At 63.7% G+C, this 17,176-nt stretch carries 14 protein-coding genes; 7 read left to right on the top strand and 7 right to left on the bottom strand.

Annotation, left to right across the window (positions count from 1 at the left end; genetic code table 11):
- Window positions 1-91: 91 nt before the first annotated feature.
- The 3 genes from DBR47_RS19660 to htpG all read left to right on the top strand — a co-directional run bounded on the left by DBR47_RS19660 (window position 92) and on the right by htpG (window position 3,671).
- The gene (locus DBR47_RS19660; RefSeq protein WP_124453254.1) at window positions 92-1,228 is read left to right on the top strand and encodes a 3-deoxy-7-phosphoheptulonate synthase; all 1,137 of its coding nucleotides are present in this window, start codon (window positions 92-94) and stop codon (window positions 1,226-1,228) included.
- An 88-nt stretch (window positions 1,229-1,316) separates the two neighbouring features.
- Window positions 1,317-1,628 carry a hypothetical protein gene (locus DBR47_RS19655; RefSeq protein WP_124453251.1) on the top strand — a complete coding sequence of 104 codons (312 nt, stop codon included), beginning with the start codon at window positions 1,317-1,319 and terminating at the stop codon, window positions 1,626-1,628.
- A gap of 162 nt (window positions 1,629-1,790) precedes the next feature.
- A complete protein-coding gene (gene htpG / locus DBR47_RS19650; RefSeq protein WP_124453249.1) occupies window positions 1,791-3,671 on the top strand; it encodes a molecular chaperone HtpG in 1,881 nt (626 codons plus the stop codon).
- Between the two features lie 52 nt (window positions 3,672-3,723).
- On the opposite strand, the gene DBR47_RS19645 is transcribed toward htpG, so the two are convergent.
- The 3 genes from DBR47_RS19645 to DBR47_RS19635 form a co-directional block, all read right to left on the bottom strand.
- Window positions 3,724-4,797 carry a serine/threonine protein kinase gene (locus tag DBR47_RS19645; protein ID WP_124453247.1) on the bottom strand — a complete coding sequence of 358 codons (1,074 nt, stop codon included), beginning with the start codon at window positions 4,795-4,797 and terminating at the stop codon, window positions 3,724-3,726.
- Between the two features lie 83 nt (window positions 4,798-4,880).
- A complete protein-coding gene (locus DBR47_RS19640; RefSeq protein ID WP_124453245.1) occupies window positions 4,881-5,696 on the bottom strand; it encodes a DUF2726 domain-containing protein in 816 nt (271 codons plus the stop codon).
- A gap of 142 nt (window positions 5,697-5,838) precedes the next feature.
- A complete protein-coding gene (locus DBR47_RS19635) occupies window positions 5,839-6,513 on the bottom strand; it encodes a GNAT family N-acetyltransferase (protein ID WP_124453584.1) in 675 nt (224 codons plus the stop codon).
- Window positions 6,514-6,917: 404 nt separating this feature from the next.
- Here DBR47_RS19635 and rplM point away from each other — a divergent pair, with 404 nt between their 5' ends.
- From rplM to erpA, 3 genes are all read left to right on the top strand, one after another.
- A complete protein-coding gene (gene rplM, locus DBR47_RS19630; RefSeq protein ID WP_124453582.1) occupies window positions 6,918-7,346 on the top strand; it encodes a 50S ribosomal protein L13 in 429 nt (142 codons plus the stop codon).
- A 9-nt stretch (window positions 7,347-7,355) separates the two neighbouring features.
- Window positions 7,356-7,748, top strand: coding sequence for a 30S ribosomal protein S9 (gene rpsI, locus DBR47_RS19625; RefSeq protein WP_058722358.1), 393 nt, complete (start codon window positions 7,356-7,358; stop codon window positions 7,746-7,748).
- Window positions 7,749-8,007: 259 nt separating this feature from the next.
- Window positions 8,008-8,382, top strand: coding sequence for an iron-sulfur cluster insertion protein ErpA (gene erpA, locus DBR47_RS19620; RefSeq protein WP_124453243.1), 375 nt, complete (start codon window positions 8,008-8,010; stop codon window positions 8,380-8,382).
- Window positions 8,383-8,456: 74 nt separating this feature from the next.
- On the opposite strand, the gene DBR47_RS19615 is transcribed toward erpA, so the two are convergent.
- On the bottom strand, window positions 8,457-9,563 hold the full coding sequence (locus tag DBR47_RS19615) for an anhydro-N-acetylmuramic acid kinase (RefSeq protein ID WP_124453241.1): 1,107 nt from the start codon (window positions 9,561-9,563) through the stop codon (window positions 8,457-8,459).
- 70 nt (window positions 9,564-9,633) lie between these two features.
- Window positions 9,634-11,037 carry a M23 family metallopeptidase gene (locus DBR47_RS19610; protein ID WP_231512411.1) on the bottom strand — a complete coding sequence of 468 codons (1,404 nt, stop codon included), beginning with the start codon at window positions 11,035-11,037 and terminating at the stop codon, window positions 9,634-9,636.
- A 386-nt stretch (window positions 11,038-11,423) separates the two neighbouring features.
- Between DBR47_RS19610 and tyrS the strand changes: the two genes are divergently transcribed.
- Window positions 11,424-12,602 (top strand): tyrosine--tRNA ligase, encoded by a 1,179-nt coding sequence (gene tyrS, locus DBR47_RS19605; protein ID WP_370454938.1) that lies wholly within the window; start codon window positions 11,424-11,426, stop codon window positions 12,600-12,602.
- Between the two features lie 71 nt (window positions 12,603-12,673).
- Here the strand turns inward: tyrS and DBR47_RS19600 are convergent, their stop codons facing one another.
- Window positions 12,674-16,078 carry a S41 family peptidase gene (locus tag DBR47_RS19600; protein WP_124453237.1) on the bottom strand — a complete coding sequence of 1,135 codons (3,405 nt, stop codon included), beginning with the start codon at window positions 16,076-16,078 and terminating at the stop codon, window positions 12,674-12,676.
- A 160-nt stretch (window positions 16,079-16,238) separates the two neighbouring features.
- The gene (locus DBR47_RS19595) at window positions 16,239-17,141 is read right to left on the bottom strand and encodes a 5'-nucleotidase (RefSeq protein WP_124453235.1); all 903 of its coding nucleotides are present in this window, start codon (window positions 17,139-17,141) and stop codon (window positions 16,239-16,241) included.
- Window positions 17,142-17,176: the final 35 nt, after the last annotated feature.

Below are 17,176 nucleotides of genomic sequence, written 5' to 3'. Positions count from 1 at the left end.
AACCGCCCGGCAGCCAAGCCCGGCGGTTTTTTTTTGCCCTGAACACAAATCCTCCTCCTCCCCTTTTTTCTTCAGCCGAGAGACGTCACACATGAATGCCAAGAATGCCAAGCATGAGAAAGCGGAACACCAGGCCGAACGCTGGTACTCCCCGCAGGACAAGACCAGCCAAACGGATGACCAGCGCATCCGTGACGTCACTCCGCTGCCCCCGCCCGAGCATCTGATCCGCTTCTTCCCCATCAGCGGCACGCCGATGGAAAAGCTGATCAGCGGCACGCGCGAGAACATTCGCAAAATCATGGAGCGCAAAGATGACCGCTTGCTGGTCATCATCGGCCCCTGTTCCATCCACGACCCGGCCGCTGCGGTGGAGTACGCCCGCCGCCTGCAAGTGCAGCGCGAGAAGTACGCCGACACGCTGGAGATCGTCATGCGCGTCTACTTCGAGAAGCCGCGCACCACGGTGGGCTGGAAGGGCTTGATCAACGACCCCTATCTGGATGAGAGCTACCGCATCGACGAGGGCCTGCGCATCGCCCGCCAATTGCTGCTGGAGATCAACCGACTGGGCATGCCGGCGGGCTCGGAGTTCCTGGACGTGATCTCGCCCCAGTACATCGGCGATCTGATCTCCTGGGGCGCCATCGGCGCACGCACGACCGAGAGCCAGGTGCACCGCGAGCTGGCTTCTGGTTTGTCGGCGCCGATCGGCTTCAAGAACGGCACCGACGGCAATATCAAGATCGCCACCGACGCCATCCAGGCCGCTGCCAGGCCGCACCACTTCTTGTCGGTGCACAAGAACGGCCAGGTCGCCATCGTCGAGACCAAGGGCAATAAGGACTGCCATGTCATCCTGCGCGGCGGCAAGGCGCCCAATTTCGACGCTGAAAGCGTGGCCGTGGCCTGCAAGGACTTGGCCGCGGCCAAGCTGGATACCACCCTGATGATTGACTGCTCGCATGCCAATAGCTCCAAGCAGCATCTGCGCCAGCTGGAGGTGGCGCGCGATATTGCCGCGCAGATGAAGTCGGGCAGCAAGAGCATCTTCGGCGTGATGGTGGAAAGCCATCTGAACGACGGCGCGCAAAAGTTCAGCCCTGGCAAGGACGATCCATCGAAGCTGGAATACGGCAAGAGCATCACCGACGCCTGCCTGGGCTGGGACGATTCGCTAGCCGTGCTGGGGGTGTTGAGCGAGGCGGTCAAGAGCGCTCGCGGCTGATCGTCGGTCCGTCAGGCGTATGCCTCAGAATAGGGGCGAGCCCTGCGTGCAGGGCTCGCGTCCGGTGGTTCATTCAAAGGAGTCAGGAATGCACAGCACAGTCAAGGTCGTGTTCGGCCCAGCGCATGAGTTTGATCTGCAGGTCGATGGCAACGAGGTGCTGTCCTTCGAGGCCGCACGGGCTTGGCTGGACGAGCAGTTCGTGCTGCATGGCTGTGTGCCCATGCGCGGCTCGGGCAAGGTCTTGATCGCCGACAAAATCGTGGCCGTGGCCGCCGCCTTGGGGCCTGCCGCCTTCACCGACCCCGCCGTGGCCCTGGACTATGCCCGGGCCGCCTCCGGCGCACTCAGCAAGGCCTTGCTGCGCGTCGACGTGGCCAAGCACGCCATCTCGTATTAAGGCGACTCGCGGCGCTGCTGCCGCAGGCGAAAATCAAGTCTTGAAATGAAAGTCGGCGTCCCCAGATGCGGGGCGCTGGGTGTCGTTTCCTTCCTGTCTTCAATGCAGGTCGAAGCGGCTACCCCCTGTTGAATCTCTCTCAAGACCTAGTTCAAGAAAGCCATGACCAAGCAAACTCATTCCTTCCAGGCCGAGGTCAAGCAGATCCTGCACCTCGTCACCCACTCGCTCTACTCCAACAAGGAGATCTTTTTGCGCGAGCTGGTGTCCAACGCCTCGGATGCCTGCGACAAGCTGCGTTTTGAAGCCCTGGACAACGCGGCCCTGTTCGAGGACACACCGAACCTGGAAGTTCGGGTCTCCTTCGACGAGGCCGCGCGCACCGTCACCATCAGCGACAACGGCATCGGCATGAGCGCCGAAGAAGCCATCGCTCATCTGGGCACCATCGCCAAGAGCGGCACCCGTGAGTTCATGGCCAAGCTGGAAGGTGACCAGAAGAAGGACGCCAATCTGATCGGCCAGTTCGGCGTGGGCTTTTACTCCGGCTTTATCGTCGCCGACCGCATCACGGTGGAAACCCGCCGCGCCGGCCTGAAGGCCGAAGAAGGCGTGCGCTGGACGTCCGAAGGCACGGGCGACTACGAAGTCGAGACCATCACCAAGCCCGGCCGTGGCACCGATGTGATCCTGCATCTGCGCGAGGGCGAAGACGAGTTCCTCAAGACCTGGCGCCTGAAGTCGGTCATCAGCAAATACTCCGACCACATCTCCCTGCCCATCTTGATGCGCAAAGAAGAGTGGGACGCGGAAGCCTCCAAGCAGGTGATCAAGGACGAGTGGGAGTCGGTCAACAAGGCCTCGGCGCTGTGGTCGCGCTCCAAGAGCGAGATCACCCAAGAACAGTACGACGAGTTCTACAAGCAGATCAGCTACGACAGCGAGGCGCCGCTGGCCCACACCCACAACCGGGTGGAAGGCCGCAGCGAATACACCCAGCTGCTTTACATCCCCAAGAAGGCACCCTTCGATCTGTGGAACCGTGACAAGCGCGGCGGCGTCAAGCTCTACGTCAAGCGCGTCTTCATCATGGACGACGCCGAGGCGCTAATGCCGGTCTATCTGCGCTTCGTCAAGGGCGTGATCGACTCGGCCGATCTGCCGCTCAACGTCAGCCGTGAGCTGCTGCAGGAAAGCCGCGATGTGAAGGCCATCCGCGAAGGCTCGACCAAGCGTGTGCTGGGCATGCTGGAGTCGCTGGCCGATAGCGAAGACGCGGCAGAGCGCGCCAAGTATGCGGACTTCTGGAAGGACTTCGGCTCGGTGCTGAAGGAAGGCGTGGGCGAAGACCATGCCAACCAGGAACGCCTGGCCAAGCTCTTGCGCTTCGCCTCGACCCATGCCGACGAAGGCGTGTCCTTCGCCGACTATCTGAGCCGCGCCAAGCCGGATCAGGAAGCGATCTACTACATCACCGCCGACAGCCTAAGCGCCGCCAAGAACAGCCCGCAGCTGGAGATCTTCCGCAAAAAGGGCATCGAGGTCTTGCTGTTGACCGACCGTGTGGACGAGTGGATGCTCTCGCATCTCTACGAGTTCGAAGGCAAGTCCCTGCAGTCGGTGGCCAAGGGCGCCATGGACCTGGGCAAGCTGCAGGACGAGGACGAGAAGAAGAAGGCCGAAGAGGCTGCCGAGACCTTCAAGCCCTTGCTGGACAAGCTGAAGGAAGCCTTGAAGGCCCGCGCCAAGGACGTGCGCGTCTCCACCCGCCTGGTCGACTCGCCCGCCTGCATCGTGGTGGAAGAGGGCGATATGAGCGGCCATTTGGCCCGCCTGCTCAAGCAAGCTGGTCAGGCCGCGCCGGCCTCCCTGCCCACGCTGGAGATCAATGCGGAACACGCCCTGGTCAAGAAGCTGGATGGCAGCGCCCAGTTCGATGATTTGGCCAACGTGATCTTCGACCAGGCCGTGCTGGCCGAGGGCGGCCATCTGGAAGATCCGGCCGCCTATGTGCGGCGGGTCAACGCCATGTTGCTGGCTTGATGGATCGCTAGCTAAGAAAAAAGCCGCTCTGACCGAGCGGCTTTTTTTGACTTCAGCCGAAGTTGGAGTCGTCGATTTCGTAGGCGTCGTCGGGCCGCGCCAAGACGGCTTCATCGACGCGGGGCTGCATCAGCTCCAACTGCTCGCGCAGCTTGGCCACCTGGTCGTGCCAGTAATTGCTGGTGCCGAACCAGGGGAAGGCCAGGGGAAAGGCCGGGTCGCCCCAGCGTTTGGCCAGCCAGGCGCTGTGGTGAATCATGCGCAGGGTGCGCAGCGGTTCGATCAGGCGCAGCTCGCGGCGGTCGAAGGCGGCGATGGTTTCATAACCCTCCAACACACAGGCCAGCTGCTGGCGGGCGGCGGCTTCGTCGCCGGACAAGAGCATCCACAAGTCCTGCACGGCCGGGCCCATCACCGCATCGTCCAGGTCCACAAAATGGGGGCCATGGTCGGGCGTCCACAGAATATTGCCGGGGTGGCAGTCGCCGTGCAGACGCATCAGCTGCAAATCGGGCAGGCTGTCAAAAGCGGCTTGGATGGCCTGCAAGCAAGCATCGACCACCGCACGCCAATCGCTCTGGATGTCCAGGGGCACGCAGTCTTGGTCCAGCAGCCAGTCGCGCGCCACGCCACCCGGCTCAGCGCTGGCCCAGTGCTGGCGGTGAAGAAAGGGTTTGCGCTGGCCGACCTCGTGCAGGCGGGCCAGCAGGCGGCCTATCCAAGTCAGCACCTCGGGGTCTTCCAGCTCGGGAGAACGCCCGCCCTGGCGAGGCGTGACGGCAAAGCGCTGGGCGCCGAAATGCGCCAGGGTGGGAGGATCGCCGGCCAGGGCCAGCAGGCCGCGTTCGTCCTTGAGTGCCCAGGGTGCGGCCACCGGCACCTCGGCTTCGGCCAGGTCGCGGGCGAAGGCGTGCTCTTCCAAGATTTGCGCATCGCTCCAGCGTTCGGGGCGATAGAACTTGGCCACGGCCACGCGGCCGTCTTCCAAATGCAGCTGCAGCACCCGGTTCTCGTAGGAGTTGAGTTGCAGCATGCGGCCGTCGCCGTAGAGGCCGGCGGCGTCCAGGGCGTCCAGCATGAACTCGGGTGTGAGCGTGCCGAAGGCGAGGTCTTGTTCAGGATTCATCAATGAAAAACGGCGCCGACCGTTGGGGTGGGCGCCGCTTGCAGTATCGCAGGCGTAGCGGGCCTGCGCGCATGGTTGGCTTCTCAGCGCGGTGCGCGCGTGCCGTAGCGGGGCGACTCCACCACCATGCCGACGATGTCATTGGGGGCTTCGTCGGGGTATTGCGAATCCGCGTTCAGTGCTTCGGCAAAGGGCCGGGAGTTCTGGAAGCCACGCGGGCCACCGCTGGCGGGGTCGAAGCGGCTGTCGGGCGCGAAGAAGGAGTCGTTGAAGATGGAGGAGTCCTGCCACAGCGCTTGGCTGCGGCTGGCGCTGCCGGCAGGGTGGCGGCGCGGCGTGTTGCCATTGATGCTGGGCCGGGCGGCACCCAGGGGGCTGGGCACCGGGGCGGGCTGTGGGCCGCGCGACTGGCTGTTGCTGAAGGGTACCAAGAGCTGCAACTCGGCGGCGCTGGGCAGATTGTCGATGGGGCAGCGCAGATAACGGATCCGGCAGGCGCCCAGCACCTGCTGCTTGATCTGCAGGCTGCGGCCCGACATGCCGCGATCGCTGTCCAGATCCACGGCGGCCAGCACCCGACCGTTGGGGCTGCAGACGGCGAAGGTGACGTGGATGGCGCCCAGCAACTCGTACCAGTAGCGCACTTCCTTGGCCTCGGTAGGCTGGCAAAAACGCACCAGGGGCAGCTTGGACAGGATGATGTGGTGGGGCAGGGCTTCTTTGAGCAGACGGTAGACGCGACGCTCATCGGCGCTAAAGACGGGGCGGGCGGTCAGGGACCAGTCCGCCGGCAAGGGCTTGCCTGAGTTGGCGGGCCGCCGCAAAGCCCAGATGAGAGCAAGAGCCAGAGTGACGAAGCATGCGGCCAACGCAGTCGTCCACAAAATGGTGGTTTGCATTTCCCTCGACAGCCCAATTTTTTGATTTTGCGCATCAGATTTAGCGCTTATCTCGCGAATGTAGCGGATATTTGTGACGCTTACCCCCGTGGCAACCCAGGCCAAGTCCCCCTAGTTCAGGGGCTGTCGGCGTCCGCTCAAATCAAAGCTTGGCGGCCTTGCCGCTGGAGTCGAATTTGGACTTGACCTCGGCCACGCCGTCGATGATTTCACCGAAGACGCGGGCATGGCGCTTGAATTGAAAGTCCAACTCGGCCATATGGCGCTCAATCGCCTCGCCCACATGGGAGGACACGGTGTCGGGCGGCAGGCGCAGCCAGGCCTCGGACTCGGAGCCATCGCGCTCCACGGTGGCGCCGGCATTGCGGGCGATCTTCAGCATGGCGCCGTTCTCGCTCAGGGCGTGGATGAACAAGGTGTCGATGCCTCGGTTGCGGGCGTGCAGGGCCGCGCGTTCAAACAAGCGGGCGCCAAAGCCCCGGCCGCGCACCTGCTTGAGCACCGAGACGCCAAACTCCGCCATCGCGGGTTGGCCTGCGCGCTGCGGGATGGGGGCATAAGCCAGATGGGCCATGGAGACCAGCTCCAAGCGCCGGTTGAAAATGCCCAGGACTTCATCGCGGGCGAAGTCCAAGGACATGGCGTAGCGGCTGATCTGCTCGTCCGACGCGGGGTAACCGAAGCGCAGATAGCGGTCCCGCTCATCCAGTTGCAGCAAATGCTGGGCAATGCGATGCCGATGTCGGCGTGCCAGCGAGCGGATCGGGACCCAGGATGAGAGGCGTTTCAAGGCCGAAGAAGGCCCCCAGCCCGACATCTCATCGGCGGCGCTGCTGACCTGGCTGGGCTTGCCCGTCTGGGTCTGTGGGGACTCGACTTTTGCTGCTTCGGGGGTGGATTTCATGGTGAGACCCGTTGAGGACTCCTGGTAATAACCCTGATACTAACCTGGGAAGTGACCGAGTGCCTGCCCGACAAATACCGGGTCGAACAAAAGACTTCTCAAAAATCACACATCGCTGCTAGAATAGCGGGCTTTCCCCGATCTTGGTTGCGGGGAGAGAAGTCTTTTCACTCATGTGTGAGAGGTCGCGAGAGCCGGTTTTCTTGGAAGATTTCCATGAGCCGCTCCCAATAAGCGGCACCGAACAACAGTGTGAAGACTCCAATCAACCATCCGACCGTTTGCCTTATTTTGAGGCAGACATTCGAAAGAAACTCATGAAGACCTTCAGCGCCAAGCCGGCCGAAGTGACGCACGAGTGGTTTGTGATTGACGCCACCGACAAGGTGCTCGGACGTGTTGCCAGCGAAGTGGCACTCCGTTTGCGCGGCAAGCACAAGGCCATTTATACGCCTCACGTGGATACCGGCGATTTCATCGTCATCATCAACGCAGAAAAGCTGCGCGTCACTGGCAACAAGGCCAATGACAAGGTGTACTACCGTCACTCGGGTTTCCCGGGCGGCATTTACGCCACCAAGTTCAAGGACATGCAAGCCAAGCACCCGGGCCGCGCCCTGGAAAAGGCTGTCAAGGGCATGCTGCCCAAGGGTCCTTTGGGCTACGCCATGGTGAAGAAGCTGAAGGTCTATGCTGGTCCTAGCCACCCGCACGCCGCTCAGCAGCCCAAGGCTCTGGAAATCTAAGGAACGATGATGATCGGAAACTGGAACTACGGTACAGGCCGCCGCAAGTCGTCGGTCGCTCGTGTCTTCATCAAGAAGGGCACCGGCCAAATCGTCGTCAATGGCAAAGCCATCGGTGATTATTTCGGTCGTCAGACCTCGATCATGATCGCCAAGCAGCCTCTGCTGCTGACGAACCATGGCGAGACCTTTGACATCAAGGTGAACGTGCACGGTGGTGGTGAGTCGGGTCAAGCCGGTGCTCTGCGCCACGGCATCACCCGCGCTCTGATCGACTATGACGCGACCCTGAAGCCCGAACTGAGCCGCGCCGGCTTCGTCACGCGTGATGCGCGTGAAGTCGAGCGTAAGAAGGTCGGTCTGCACGGCGCTCGTCGCCGGAAGCAGTTCAGCAAGCGCTGATCGAACTTCTGTCCTGTGGCCGGGTCCTTGCGATTCGGCTCGGGTCAACAACAAGGCCGCTTTCAGCGGCCTTGTTTGTTTCTGCCGGGGCTGCAGCATTGCTGCAAGCGCAGCTGAGTTTTGCGTTTGCACCAATCCTGTTGATCGGCCAGTTTTGCCGCAATAACCTTATGGAGAACCGGCCTGTATCGCTGCCGATACGCGATCTCCTAGCAAAAGCGTCGACAATAGGCGCAGTTGATAAAACCGAGGAATCACCATGAGCGCAGTGCTTGAAACAACCGTCCCCCAGGCCGACGATATGCCTGCACCGCTGGTCTTTACCGACAGCGCTGCGGACAAGGTGCGCGATCTGGTGGCCGAAGAAGGCAATCCCGAACTGAAGCTGCGCGTCTTCGTGCAAGGCGGCGGCTGCTCGGGCTTCCAGTATGGCTTCACCTTCGACGAAGCCGTCAATGAAGACGACACCCAGATGAGCAAAAACGGCGTAACCCTGCTGATCGACGCCATGAGCTTGCAATACCTGGTCGGCGCCGAGATCGACTACAAGGAAGATCTGCAGGGCGCCCAGTTCGTCATCAAGAACCCGAATGCCACGACCACCTGTGGTTGCGGCTCCAGCTTCTCGGCCTGATCACCGGTCGAAGCCTCGCTGGCTGAAATGACAAGCCGCCCTAGGGCGGCTTTCTTGCATCTGGACTCCGTGAATCAAGCGGGGTAGAGCGCGCCCAAGATCCTCGGCCCCGCCGCCCCTGTCACCCGGGGTAGATTGCCGGGCAGCCCGTGGACAAAGCGCTGTGCCAGCCAGGCAAAAGCCGCGGCCTCCACCTGCATCACCGGCACGCCACGTGCATCGCTGGGCTGTACTCGCATCTGGGGCAGCAAGGCCTGCAGGCGGCGCATCAGGCTGCCATTCAAGGCGCCACCACCGCAGACCAGTAAATCGCCGCTGCGGCTCTCTGCGGGCAGGCTGTCGGCAATGCTTTGTGCCGTTAACTCCAGCAGCGTGGCCTGCACATTGGCGGCAGCCTCGCCGCCTTGCATGGCGCGTTCCAGCCAAGGGAGATTGAAAAGATCACGGCCGGTGCTGCGTGGAGCTGCTTGGCGGAAATAGGGCTCGGCCAGCAGACGAGCCAGAAGCTCGGGCAGGACTCGGCCGCTGGCGGCCCAGGCACCATCGGCATCGAAGTCTTTTTGCTGGTGACGCTGAATCCACGCGTCCATCAAGCAGTTGCCGGGGCCGCAGTCAAAACCCAGGCTGCCCCCGTCGCGGGCGAGCAGGCTGAGATTGCTGATGCCGCCGATATTGAGCACGGCCACATCGGCGTCGTTGCGGCCGAACACGGCGCGGTGGAAGGCGGGCACCAGGGGCGCACCTTGGCCGCCAGCAGCCAGATCGCGGCTGCGCAGATCGCAGACCACGGCGATGCCGCACTGCTCGGCCAACAGGCTGCCGTTCAGCAATTGACTGGTGTAGCCGCAGCCGTCGAATTCGGTCGGCCGGTGACGCACGGTCTGGCCGTGGGCGCCCAGGGCGCGAACGTCTTGTTTGCGCTGACCCGATTTTTCCAGCAGCTTGGCCACGCTGTCGGCATAGCTGCGAGCCACGGCATTGCCCGCCAAGGCGGCACGATGCAACTCGTTGTCGCCGGGGCTGTTGAGGCTGAGCAATTCATCGCGCAGGGCCTGGGGGAAAGCGTCGTGCTGGTGGGCCAGCAAGCGCATGGCGCCATCTCCGGCACTCAAATCGACCAGCACGGCATCCACACCGTCCAGCGAGGTGCCTGACATCAGGCCGATATAGAGCTCACTCATGGACTGACCCTGAATTGAAAAAGCCCGCGCATCCAGGATCCGCGGGCCTTGTTGCTATTGGCTTGAGCTTTCAGTCGGCGCTGGTCGAGCCATCCACCGTCTGGGCCACGCTCAGCTGGGTCTTCACCTGCGCGACGACTTGTTGGAACTGGCCGCGTGCATAGCCGGGCAGGGTGACGGCTTCGGCGGCGCGGGCGATGGCGCGGGGGTCTTGGTGCACGCCCTTGACGCGGAATTCGAAATGAAGATGGGGGCCGGTGGCCCAGCCGGTGGCACCGACCGCACCGACGCGCTGGGCTTGCTCGATCTTCTGGCCCTTCTTCACATCGATGCGGCTCAGATGGGCGTAGACCGTGGTGCGATCACCGCTGTGGCGGATGTGAACCACATTGCCAAAGCCGTTCTGCCAGCCGGCGAACTCGACCGTGCCGTCGCCCACGCTGCGCACCGGCGTACCCGTGGGGGCGCCGTAGTCGGTGCCCAGATGCTGGCGCCAGGTCTTGTGAATCGGGTGGAAGCGCATCGCGAACCCCGAGGTCACGCGGGAGAACTCCATGGGGCTGGCAAGGAAGCTGCGGCGCTTGCTGCTGCCATCAAAGCCGTAGAAATTGCTTTTTCCTGTGACGCTGTCCTTGAACCAGACCGAGTTATAGGTCTTGCCGTTGTTGACGAACTCGCCCGCCACCAGACGGCCGCCCGCGCCTTCCCAGTTGATCGGCTCGCCGTCGGCGGTGAGGCTCTCGAACACGATGGAGAAGCGGTCACCCTTTTTGAGTTCGCGGTGGAAGTCGATGTCGCCGGAGAACATCTCGGCCATTTGCGAGGCGACGGCATCGGGGATGCGAGCTTCGTCGGTGGCAGCGAACAGCGAGCTGCGGATGCTGCCGCTGGCCAGGCGAACCTGGGCTTGCAGCGGCACGGTCTCGATCTTGGCGCTGAAGTTTTGGCCGTCGCGGCTGATGCTCAGGCGGCTGAAATGGGTGGACTGCTGCTCGGGCTTCTCGGCCTGGAAGCGTGCGACCAGATGCTGCACCGTGCCCGAGGCATCGGCCGTCAGCTGCACCATCTTGCCGGCGCGGCCTTGCAACAGGCGGCGGGCGGTGGGGTCATTGCGCAGGAACAGGGCGGCAGCCGGGTCGAAAGCGCCCATGCGCTTGAGCAAGCTGTCGGCGGTATCGCTGCTGCGGGTCAACTCGTTGCGCGAGAGGCCAATCTGGTGCTCGGCCAAAGCGGCCAGCTGAGCGTCCAGATCCAGATGCGGAATGCTTTGCTGGACCAGGGTCTGAGGCAATTCATTCGCGTCCGGGGCCAGGGGGGCGATACCGAAGGCGGTGACGGCAAAACCGGTGAGCAAGGTGACGACCGTGCCGGTGAGGGCGCGCGGGTGCCGGGCGGCAAAGGCCTCGGCGCCTGTCAGCTGCAGCTTAAGCTTTTGTGTCAGCGATTCTTTGATGGCAATGATTCGATCAGTCACGCTCAGGAAGTCCCAACGATCTTGTTGTTCTGATACCTGCCGCTTTGCAGTGGGAAGACTGCCGCGCTCAAGCATCTGAAATGATGGCCCCAACCCAATCGTTCAAGGCCTGCAACGTCGCCGCGAATCGGTTCTCGGCGAGCGTCCACTAGAATTGTCTGAATCGCGCAACAAGCATGCTCGTGGGCTTGCCGCTGCGGTGTGCGTCGGAGTATACCGACCCGCCCTTGGCGCCAATGCCGCGAAAACCCGATAAATCAAAGCTTTACCTAGGCCCTGCTGCTGTTATGTCCGAATTGCGAACACCTGAGAACGACGCCCCCAAGCCTTCTGTGACGGCCCCTGCCAAGACCAGCTATCCCGTGACCGAGCGCGTGCAGCAGGCCATGGCCATCACCTTGCGCGGTGTGGATGAGCTGCTGCCGCAGGCTGATTGGCTGCAAAAGCTGGCCAAGTCCGAGGCCACGGGCGTGCCCCTGCGCATCAAGCTGGGCCTGGACCCGACGGCGCCGGACATCCACATCGGCCACACCGTGGTGCTCAACAAGATGCGCCAACTGCAGGATCTGGGTCACCAGGTGATCTTCCTGATTGGCGACTTCACCTCCATGATCGGCGACCCCTCGGGCCGCAACGCCACCCGCCCGCCGCTGACGCCTGAGCAAATCAAGCACAACGCCGAGACCTATTACGCCCAGGCCAGCCTGGTGCTGGACCCGGCGCGCACCGAGATCCGTTACAACTCCGAGTGGAGCGATCCGCTGGGCGCGCGCGGCATGATCCAGCTGGCGGCCAAGTACACCGTGGCCCGCATGATGGAGCGCGACGACTTCACCAAACGCTTTGCGGCCCAAACCCCCATCTCCGTGCATGAGTTTTTGTACCCGCTAATGCAGGGTTATGACTCGGTGGCGCTGAAGAGCGATCTGGAGCTGGGCGGCACCGACCAAAAGTTCAATCTCTTGATGGGCCGCCATCTGCAGCAGGAGTACGGCCAGGAGCCGCAATGCATCCTGACCATGCCTTTGCTGGAAGGCTTGGACGGCGTCGAGAAGATGAGCAAGTCCAAGAACAACTACATCGGCATCACCGAGCCGGCCAACAGCATGTTCGCCAAGGTGCTGTCCATCAGCGACACCTTGATGTGGAAGTGGTTCACTCTGCTGAGCTTCAAGAGCTTGGACGAGATTGCTGCGCTCAAGCGTGAGGTGGAAGCCGGTCGCAACCCCAAGGATGCCAAGGTCATGCTGGCCAAGGAGATCACCAGCCGCTTCCATAGCGCGGCTGCGGCCGAGGCGGCCGAGGCCGACTTCAGTAACCGCGCCCGTGGCGGCATCCCGGACGAGATGCCCGAGCTGAGCCTGGGCGGCGCGCCGCTGGGCATTGGTGGCCTGCTGAAGGCGGCTGGCCTGGTGGCCTCGGGCAGCGAAGGCCTGCGCATGGTGGAGCAGGGTGGCGTCAAGATCGACGGCGTGGCCATCAGTGACAAGGCACTCAAGGTCGAGGCCGGCACTTATGTCTTGCAAGTGGGCAAGCGCAAGTTCGCGCGGGTGACGCTGAGCTAAATTTGCCATCGGCATACAAAAACGGGAGGCCTAGGCCTCCCGTTTTGCGTTCCGACTTGTAAAGCGCTAACTCAAGGCTTCACCGGCCGCAGATAGGGGCCGGGCTTGACCTGGGGCAGGGGTTTGTCGGCGATGGCCTTCTTCAGCAGGGCGATGGCGGCGTCCAGCTGGGCGTCGGCTCCCCCGAAGGTGGCGCGCGGCGGGTTGTCCACCTCGATATCGGGCGTGACTCCCTTGCCCTCGACGATGAATTTGCCGTCCGGCGACATCTGGCCGGTCTCGGCCGCGCGCATGATGCCGTTGTCCAGCAAACGGTTTTGGTCCGACAGCCACACGCCCGCGCCCGAGGTGGTTTTGCCTATGGTGGGGCCCAGGCCCAGGCGCTTGATGCCTTCGGAGAAGGTCTCGCCGTCCGAGTAGGTCTCCTCATTGATCAGCACCGCCAGATGACCGCGGAAGGTCTCTTGCATATTCGAGAAGGTGGGCGAGGCTTCCGGCGAGCGGCGCTGCCAGTAGGCCCAGGCGCGGCGCAGCAGCTTCTCTAGAATCCAGCTGTCGATATTGCCGCCGCCGTTGAAGCGCACGTCGATGATCAGGCCTTCGCGGTCGGTCTGGGCATAGAACTCACGCACAAAGTCGGCGATGTCCTCGCGGCCCATGGCACGCAGATGCAGATAACCGATGCGGCCGCCCGAGGCCGCAGCCACGGCCTGGGCGCGTGAGTAGCGCCAGTCGGCATAACGAAGCTGACCTTCGCGGCGCTGGTCCACCGGGGTGACGATGCGCTGCAGCTCCTTGCCTTCTGCCGTGCGAACTTGCAGCAAGACCTGACGGCCGGCCTGGCCGCGCAGCAGCTCGGACTCATGCGGCACTTCGCCGATCTTGCGGCCGTTGATGCTGGTGATCACATCACCCACCTTCAGGTCCAGGCCGGCGGCGGCCAGCGGGCCTTGCTCGCCAGGCAGCTCCGGGTCGCTGCGGTAGATCTGCTCGATGCGCAGACCCTGCTCACCCGCCTTGCCGCTGCGGCTGAAGCGTGCGCCCAGGCCGGCCAGGCCGGGGCCTTCTTCGCCCTTGCGCACATCACCCGCATTCACCTGGCTGTGCAGGGCGCCCAGCTCGCTCACCAGCTGAGCCATCAGCTCGGCCAATTCGGCACGGTCGGTCACGCGATCCACCAGGGGCTCGTACTTGGCGCGCATGGCTTGCCAATCGACGCCGTGCATCTGCTTGTCGTAGAAATAGTCGCGGTGCATGCGCCAGGCGTCCTGGAACATCTGCCGCCATTCCTGCTTGGGCTGGGTGGCGATCTGCCAGTCGCTCCAGCGCACCTGGAACTTAGGCAATTCGGCCGGCAGCTTGGGTGCGGCGTCCACCAGCAGGACCTCAGGCGCCGCGCCACCGCTGGCGCGCACCAGCATCAGCTTTTTGCCATCGGCGCTCAGCTCGAAGCTGCGCACATCGCCGCTGACGGTCTCGGCGCCCGCGCCCAGATTGTCGATGGACAGGGTCTTCAAACTGGTTTTGCGTTCGGCAGCTCCTTCGGCATCGAGGAACCACAGGCGCTTGCCGTCGGTCTTCAGCTGGCTGTAATTGCCAGCGGGCAGGGGCACTTCAAACAGGCGCTCCCGCAGGCCTTCCCACTGAATGGCGGGCTTGGACTTGGCATCGTTTGTCTTGGCTTCAGCCTTGCTATCGGCCTTGCCTTCCGCCTTGGCCTCGGGCTTGCCCTCAGACTTGGACTCTGGCTTGGCCTCGGCCGCATCCAGCTCGTTCTTGGCCGCGAAGGGGAAGCGTTGGCCGGACTGCAGGGCCAGGGCGTAGAGCCGGGTGCCGCGGTCGAAGTAAGGGCCCATATTGCGGTCGCCCCAGGGGCCGCTGGTATTGCTGACGGCGAAGTGGCGGCGCGAGGCGAAGTAAAGCCAGCGGCCGTCCGGCGTGAAGGCCGGCGCCTCGTTGTCGTAGCGCTCCGAGCTCAGCTGGTGCGTGCGGCCGTCCTTCAGATTGAAGAGCATCAGCTGGGCACGGTTGGCATTGCTGAGGGTCTGGGTGAAGGCCAGGGCCTGGCTATCGGGCGACCAGGCCAGGTGCTCGAAACTGCCTTCAATTGGGTTGTGAGCAATTTGCTTTGTTGCAGCCGTGCCGCTGGCCTTGAGGTAGGTCAGGAAGAGGTGACCTTCCTTGTCCTGATGGGCCAGATAGCGGCCGTCCGGCGAGGGCAGCAGGCGGGTGCGCATGGCACTGGCGCCCTGGGTCAGCTGTTCGGGCGTGCCCAGGCCATTGGCGGGCAAGCGCCAGATCTCACGCTCGCCGCTGAAGTCGCAGATGGCGAAGACGCTCTTGCTGTCGGCGCTGAACTCTGCCGTGCGGCAGCGGCCATCCGCGGGCTGGGGCAACTCGGCGCGGCGCAGCGCACCCACGCCCTGGGTGGCCAGGCGGCCGCGGCTGGCCAGCAGCACGCGCTCGCCATTCGGGGCCAGGCTGGTTTCGGTGAGGAAGTCCTGCGGCTTGGCGATCCAGCGCTGACGCTGCTGCTCAAAGTCGCCGCTGAGTTGGATGTCCAGCTTCTGGCCAGTTCCCGCCGGGGCGTTCAGGTCCAGGGTGTAGAGGTCGGCGCCGACGGCGTAGACAGCACGGCCCTCGCTGACCGAGGCGTGGCGGATGTCCCAGCCCTTGTGCTGGCTGTGCTGGCGCAGATCCTGACCCTTCAGGTCCACTGACCAAAGATTGACGGTGCCATCGCGATCCGACAGAAAGGCGATGCGCTCGCTGCCATCGGCCGCCTTGTATGGCATGGGGCGCTTGTCATTGGCACCCTCGGCCAGCAGGGGGCGAGCTTCCGCCTGGCTGTTGAGGTCCAGGGTCCACAGGCGCGCAATCGCGCCGCCACGGTACTGGCGAGCGTTGTCGCCGCGCAGACCGTTGCGGGTGAAGAAGAGTTGCTTGCCGTCGGCGCTCAGTGCGCCGTCGCTGGCCTGGCCCACCGGCAGGGTACGTCGGGCCAAGGTCTTAGGATCGACAGCGTAGAGCTGAGTGATGGGCTGGCCGCCTTGCGAGGGGCCGGTGAACAAGACCTCGCCCTGGGCGCTGAAGCCCCAGACGCGCAGGGCCGCACCTTCCCAGCTCAGGCGCTTGGGCACGCCGCCTTGCACCGGCAGCAGATAGACATCGCCGGGGCCGTCGTACTGGCCCACAAAGGCGATGAACTGGCCGTCCGGCGACACGGCGGGCAGGGTCTCCTGACCGCCGTGTGTGGTGATGCGTTCGGCACGGCCGCCGTTCAGGCCCACCCGCCACAGATCGCCTTCGGCCACCAGATAGACGATTTGACCGTGAAGAGCCGGCTGGCGATAAAAGCCGGGGCCGGGCTGGCTGCTGACGGGCTGCGCGTGCGCAGCTGCGGCCGAGCCCAGCAGCAGGGCTGCGGCAAGTGCTTGGGCCAGGGGATGGGCCTTGAGAGAGGACGCGGGAGACATGGCGGCTTCCTTTTGGGAATGACGAGGTGATGGCGGATTGATGTCCGGGACATGACGCGAAGGCGGGCATTGTCCTGCCTGCCGGACCCGGCGGCCAATCGTCATGGGCGAGCAGCGCCGGGGCATACCCCAGGTGGCAAGGTTCTCTCAAAGCGTGGGCTCAGCCATTGGCAATGCCGGCCGCCACATGGCCCGAGGGCACATGGGCGGCAGCGCTGGCGATATGGCCGGCCTGATCGTCGAAGAAGAAGTCGGGCTCGAACTCGCGCAGGAATTCGCCTTTGGCCAGGCCACCGAGGAACATGGCCTCGTCGACCTCGATGCGCCAGTCCATCAGCGTGCGGATGGCGCGTTCATGGGCCGGTGCGCTGCGGGCCGTGACCAGGGCGGTGCGAACCCGCATCGCGCCGCTCGATGCGTCTTGCTGCAGGCGGTGCAAGGCCTCCAACACCGGCTTGAAGGGCCCGGCGGGTAGGGGCGTGTTGGCGTGGGCGATCTCGTGGTCCTGGAAGGCGTTCAGGCCCTCGCGTTGGAACACCTGCTCGGCCTCGTCTGAGAAGAGCACGGCGTCGCCGTCAAAGGCGATGCGCAGCTCCTTGGGGTGCTCGGCACTGGCATGGGCCGAGAGCGGGTAGACCCGCGCCGCCGCCACACCGGCGTTCAAGGCCTGGCGTACATCGGCCTCGTTGACCGAGAGAAACAGATGGGCTTTGAGCGGGCGCAGATAGCGCCAGGGCGACTCACCTCGGGTGAACACACCGCGCTGGATGGGCAGGCCGTAATGCTTGGCCGAACGGAACACCCGCATGCCCGAAATCGGGTCATTGCGCGACAGCACCACCACCTCCACCCGCGGCTGGGCCGCATCGCTATTGAAGGCCAAGAGCTTTTGCACCAGGGAGAAGGCCACGCCGGGTTTGGCGGGCAGATCCAGCCGCTCTTGCTGCAGGGCCATATAGGCGCGGTCGTCACCGTCCTCGAAGAACTGGTTCTCTTCCTCGAAATCGAAGAGGGCGCGCGAGGAAATGGCGACGACGAGTTGACCCTCGAGTGTGGCTGGCATAAGTATTTGAACGGTCGATTCAAGAACAGGGTGAA

Source organism: Paucibacter sp. KBW04 (genome assembly GCF_003852425.1).
Taxonomy (GTDB): domain Bacteria; phylum Pseudomonadota; class Gammaproteobacteria; order Burkholderiales; family Burkholderiaceae_C; genus Paucibacter_A.
Note: the sequence above shows the minus strand (reverse complement) of the source record. Positions and strands in the feature narration are given on the sequence as shown.

Excerpts from the sequence above, each read along its gene's own strand:
- DBR47_RS19640 (WP_124453245.1), bottom strand. The coding sequence starts at position 5,696 with ATGCAAACCACCATTTTGTGGACGACTGCGTTGGCCGCATGCTTCGTC.
- DBR47_RS19595 (WP_124453235.1), bottom strand. The coding sequence starts at position 17,141 with ATGCCAGCCACACTCGAGGGTCAACTCGTCGTCGCCATTTCCTCGCGC.
- DBR47_RS19655 (WP_124453251.1), top strand. The coding sequence starts at position 1,317 with ATGCACAGCACAGTCAAGGTCGTGTTCGGCCCAGCGCATGAGTTTGAT.
- DBR47_RS19645 (WP_124453247.1), bottom strand. The coding sequence starts at position 4,797 with ATGAATCCTGAACAAGACCTCGCCTTCGGCACGCTCACACCCGAGTTC.
- rpsI (WP_058722358.1), top strand. The coding sequence starts at position 7,356 with ATGATCGGAAACTGGAACTACGGTACAGGCCGCCGCAAGTCGTCGGTC.
- erpA (WP_124453243.1), top strand. The coding sequence starts at position 8,008 with ATGAGCGCAGTGCTTGAAACAACCGTCCCCCAGGCCGACGATATGCCT.
- DBR47_RS19635 (WP_124453584.1), bottom strand. The coding sequence starts at position 6,513 with ATGTCGGGCTGGGGGCCTTCTTCGGCCTTGAAACGCCTCTCATCCTGG.
- DBR47_RS19615 (WP_124453241.1), bottom strand. The coding sequence starts at position 9,563 with ATGAGTGAGCTCTATATCGGCCTGATGTCAGGCACCTCGCTGGACGGT.
- DBR47_RS19660 (WP_124453254.1), top strand. The coding sequence starts at position 92 with ATGAATGCCAAGAATGCCAAGCATGAGAAAGCGGAACACCAGGCCGAA.
- DBR47_RS19600 (WP_124453237.1), bottom strand. The coding sequence starts at position 16,078 with ATGTCTCCCGCGTCCTCTCTCAAGGCCCATCCCCTGGCCCAAGCACTT.
- tyrS (WP_370454938.1), top strand. The coding sequence starts at position 11,424 with ATGGCCATCACCTTGCGCGGTGTGGATGAGCTGCTGCCGCAGGCTGAT.
- rplM (WP_124453582.1), top strand. The coding sequence starts at position 6,918 with ATGAAGACCTTCAGCGCCAAGCCGGCCGAAGTGACGCACGAGTGGTTT.
- htpG (WP_124453249.1), top strand. The coding sequence starts at position 1,791 with ATGACCAAGCAAACTCATTCCTTCCAGGCCGAGGTCAAGCAGATCCTG.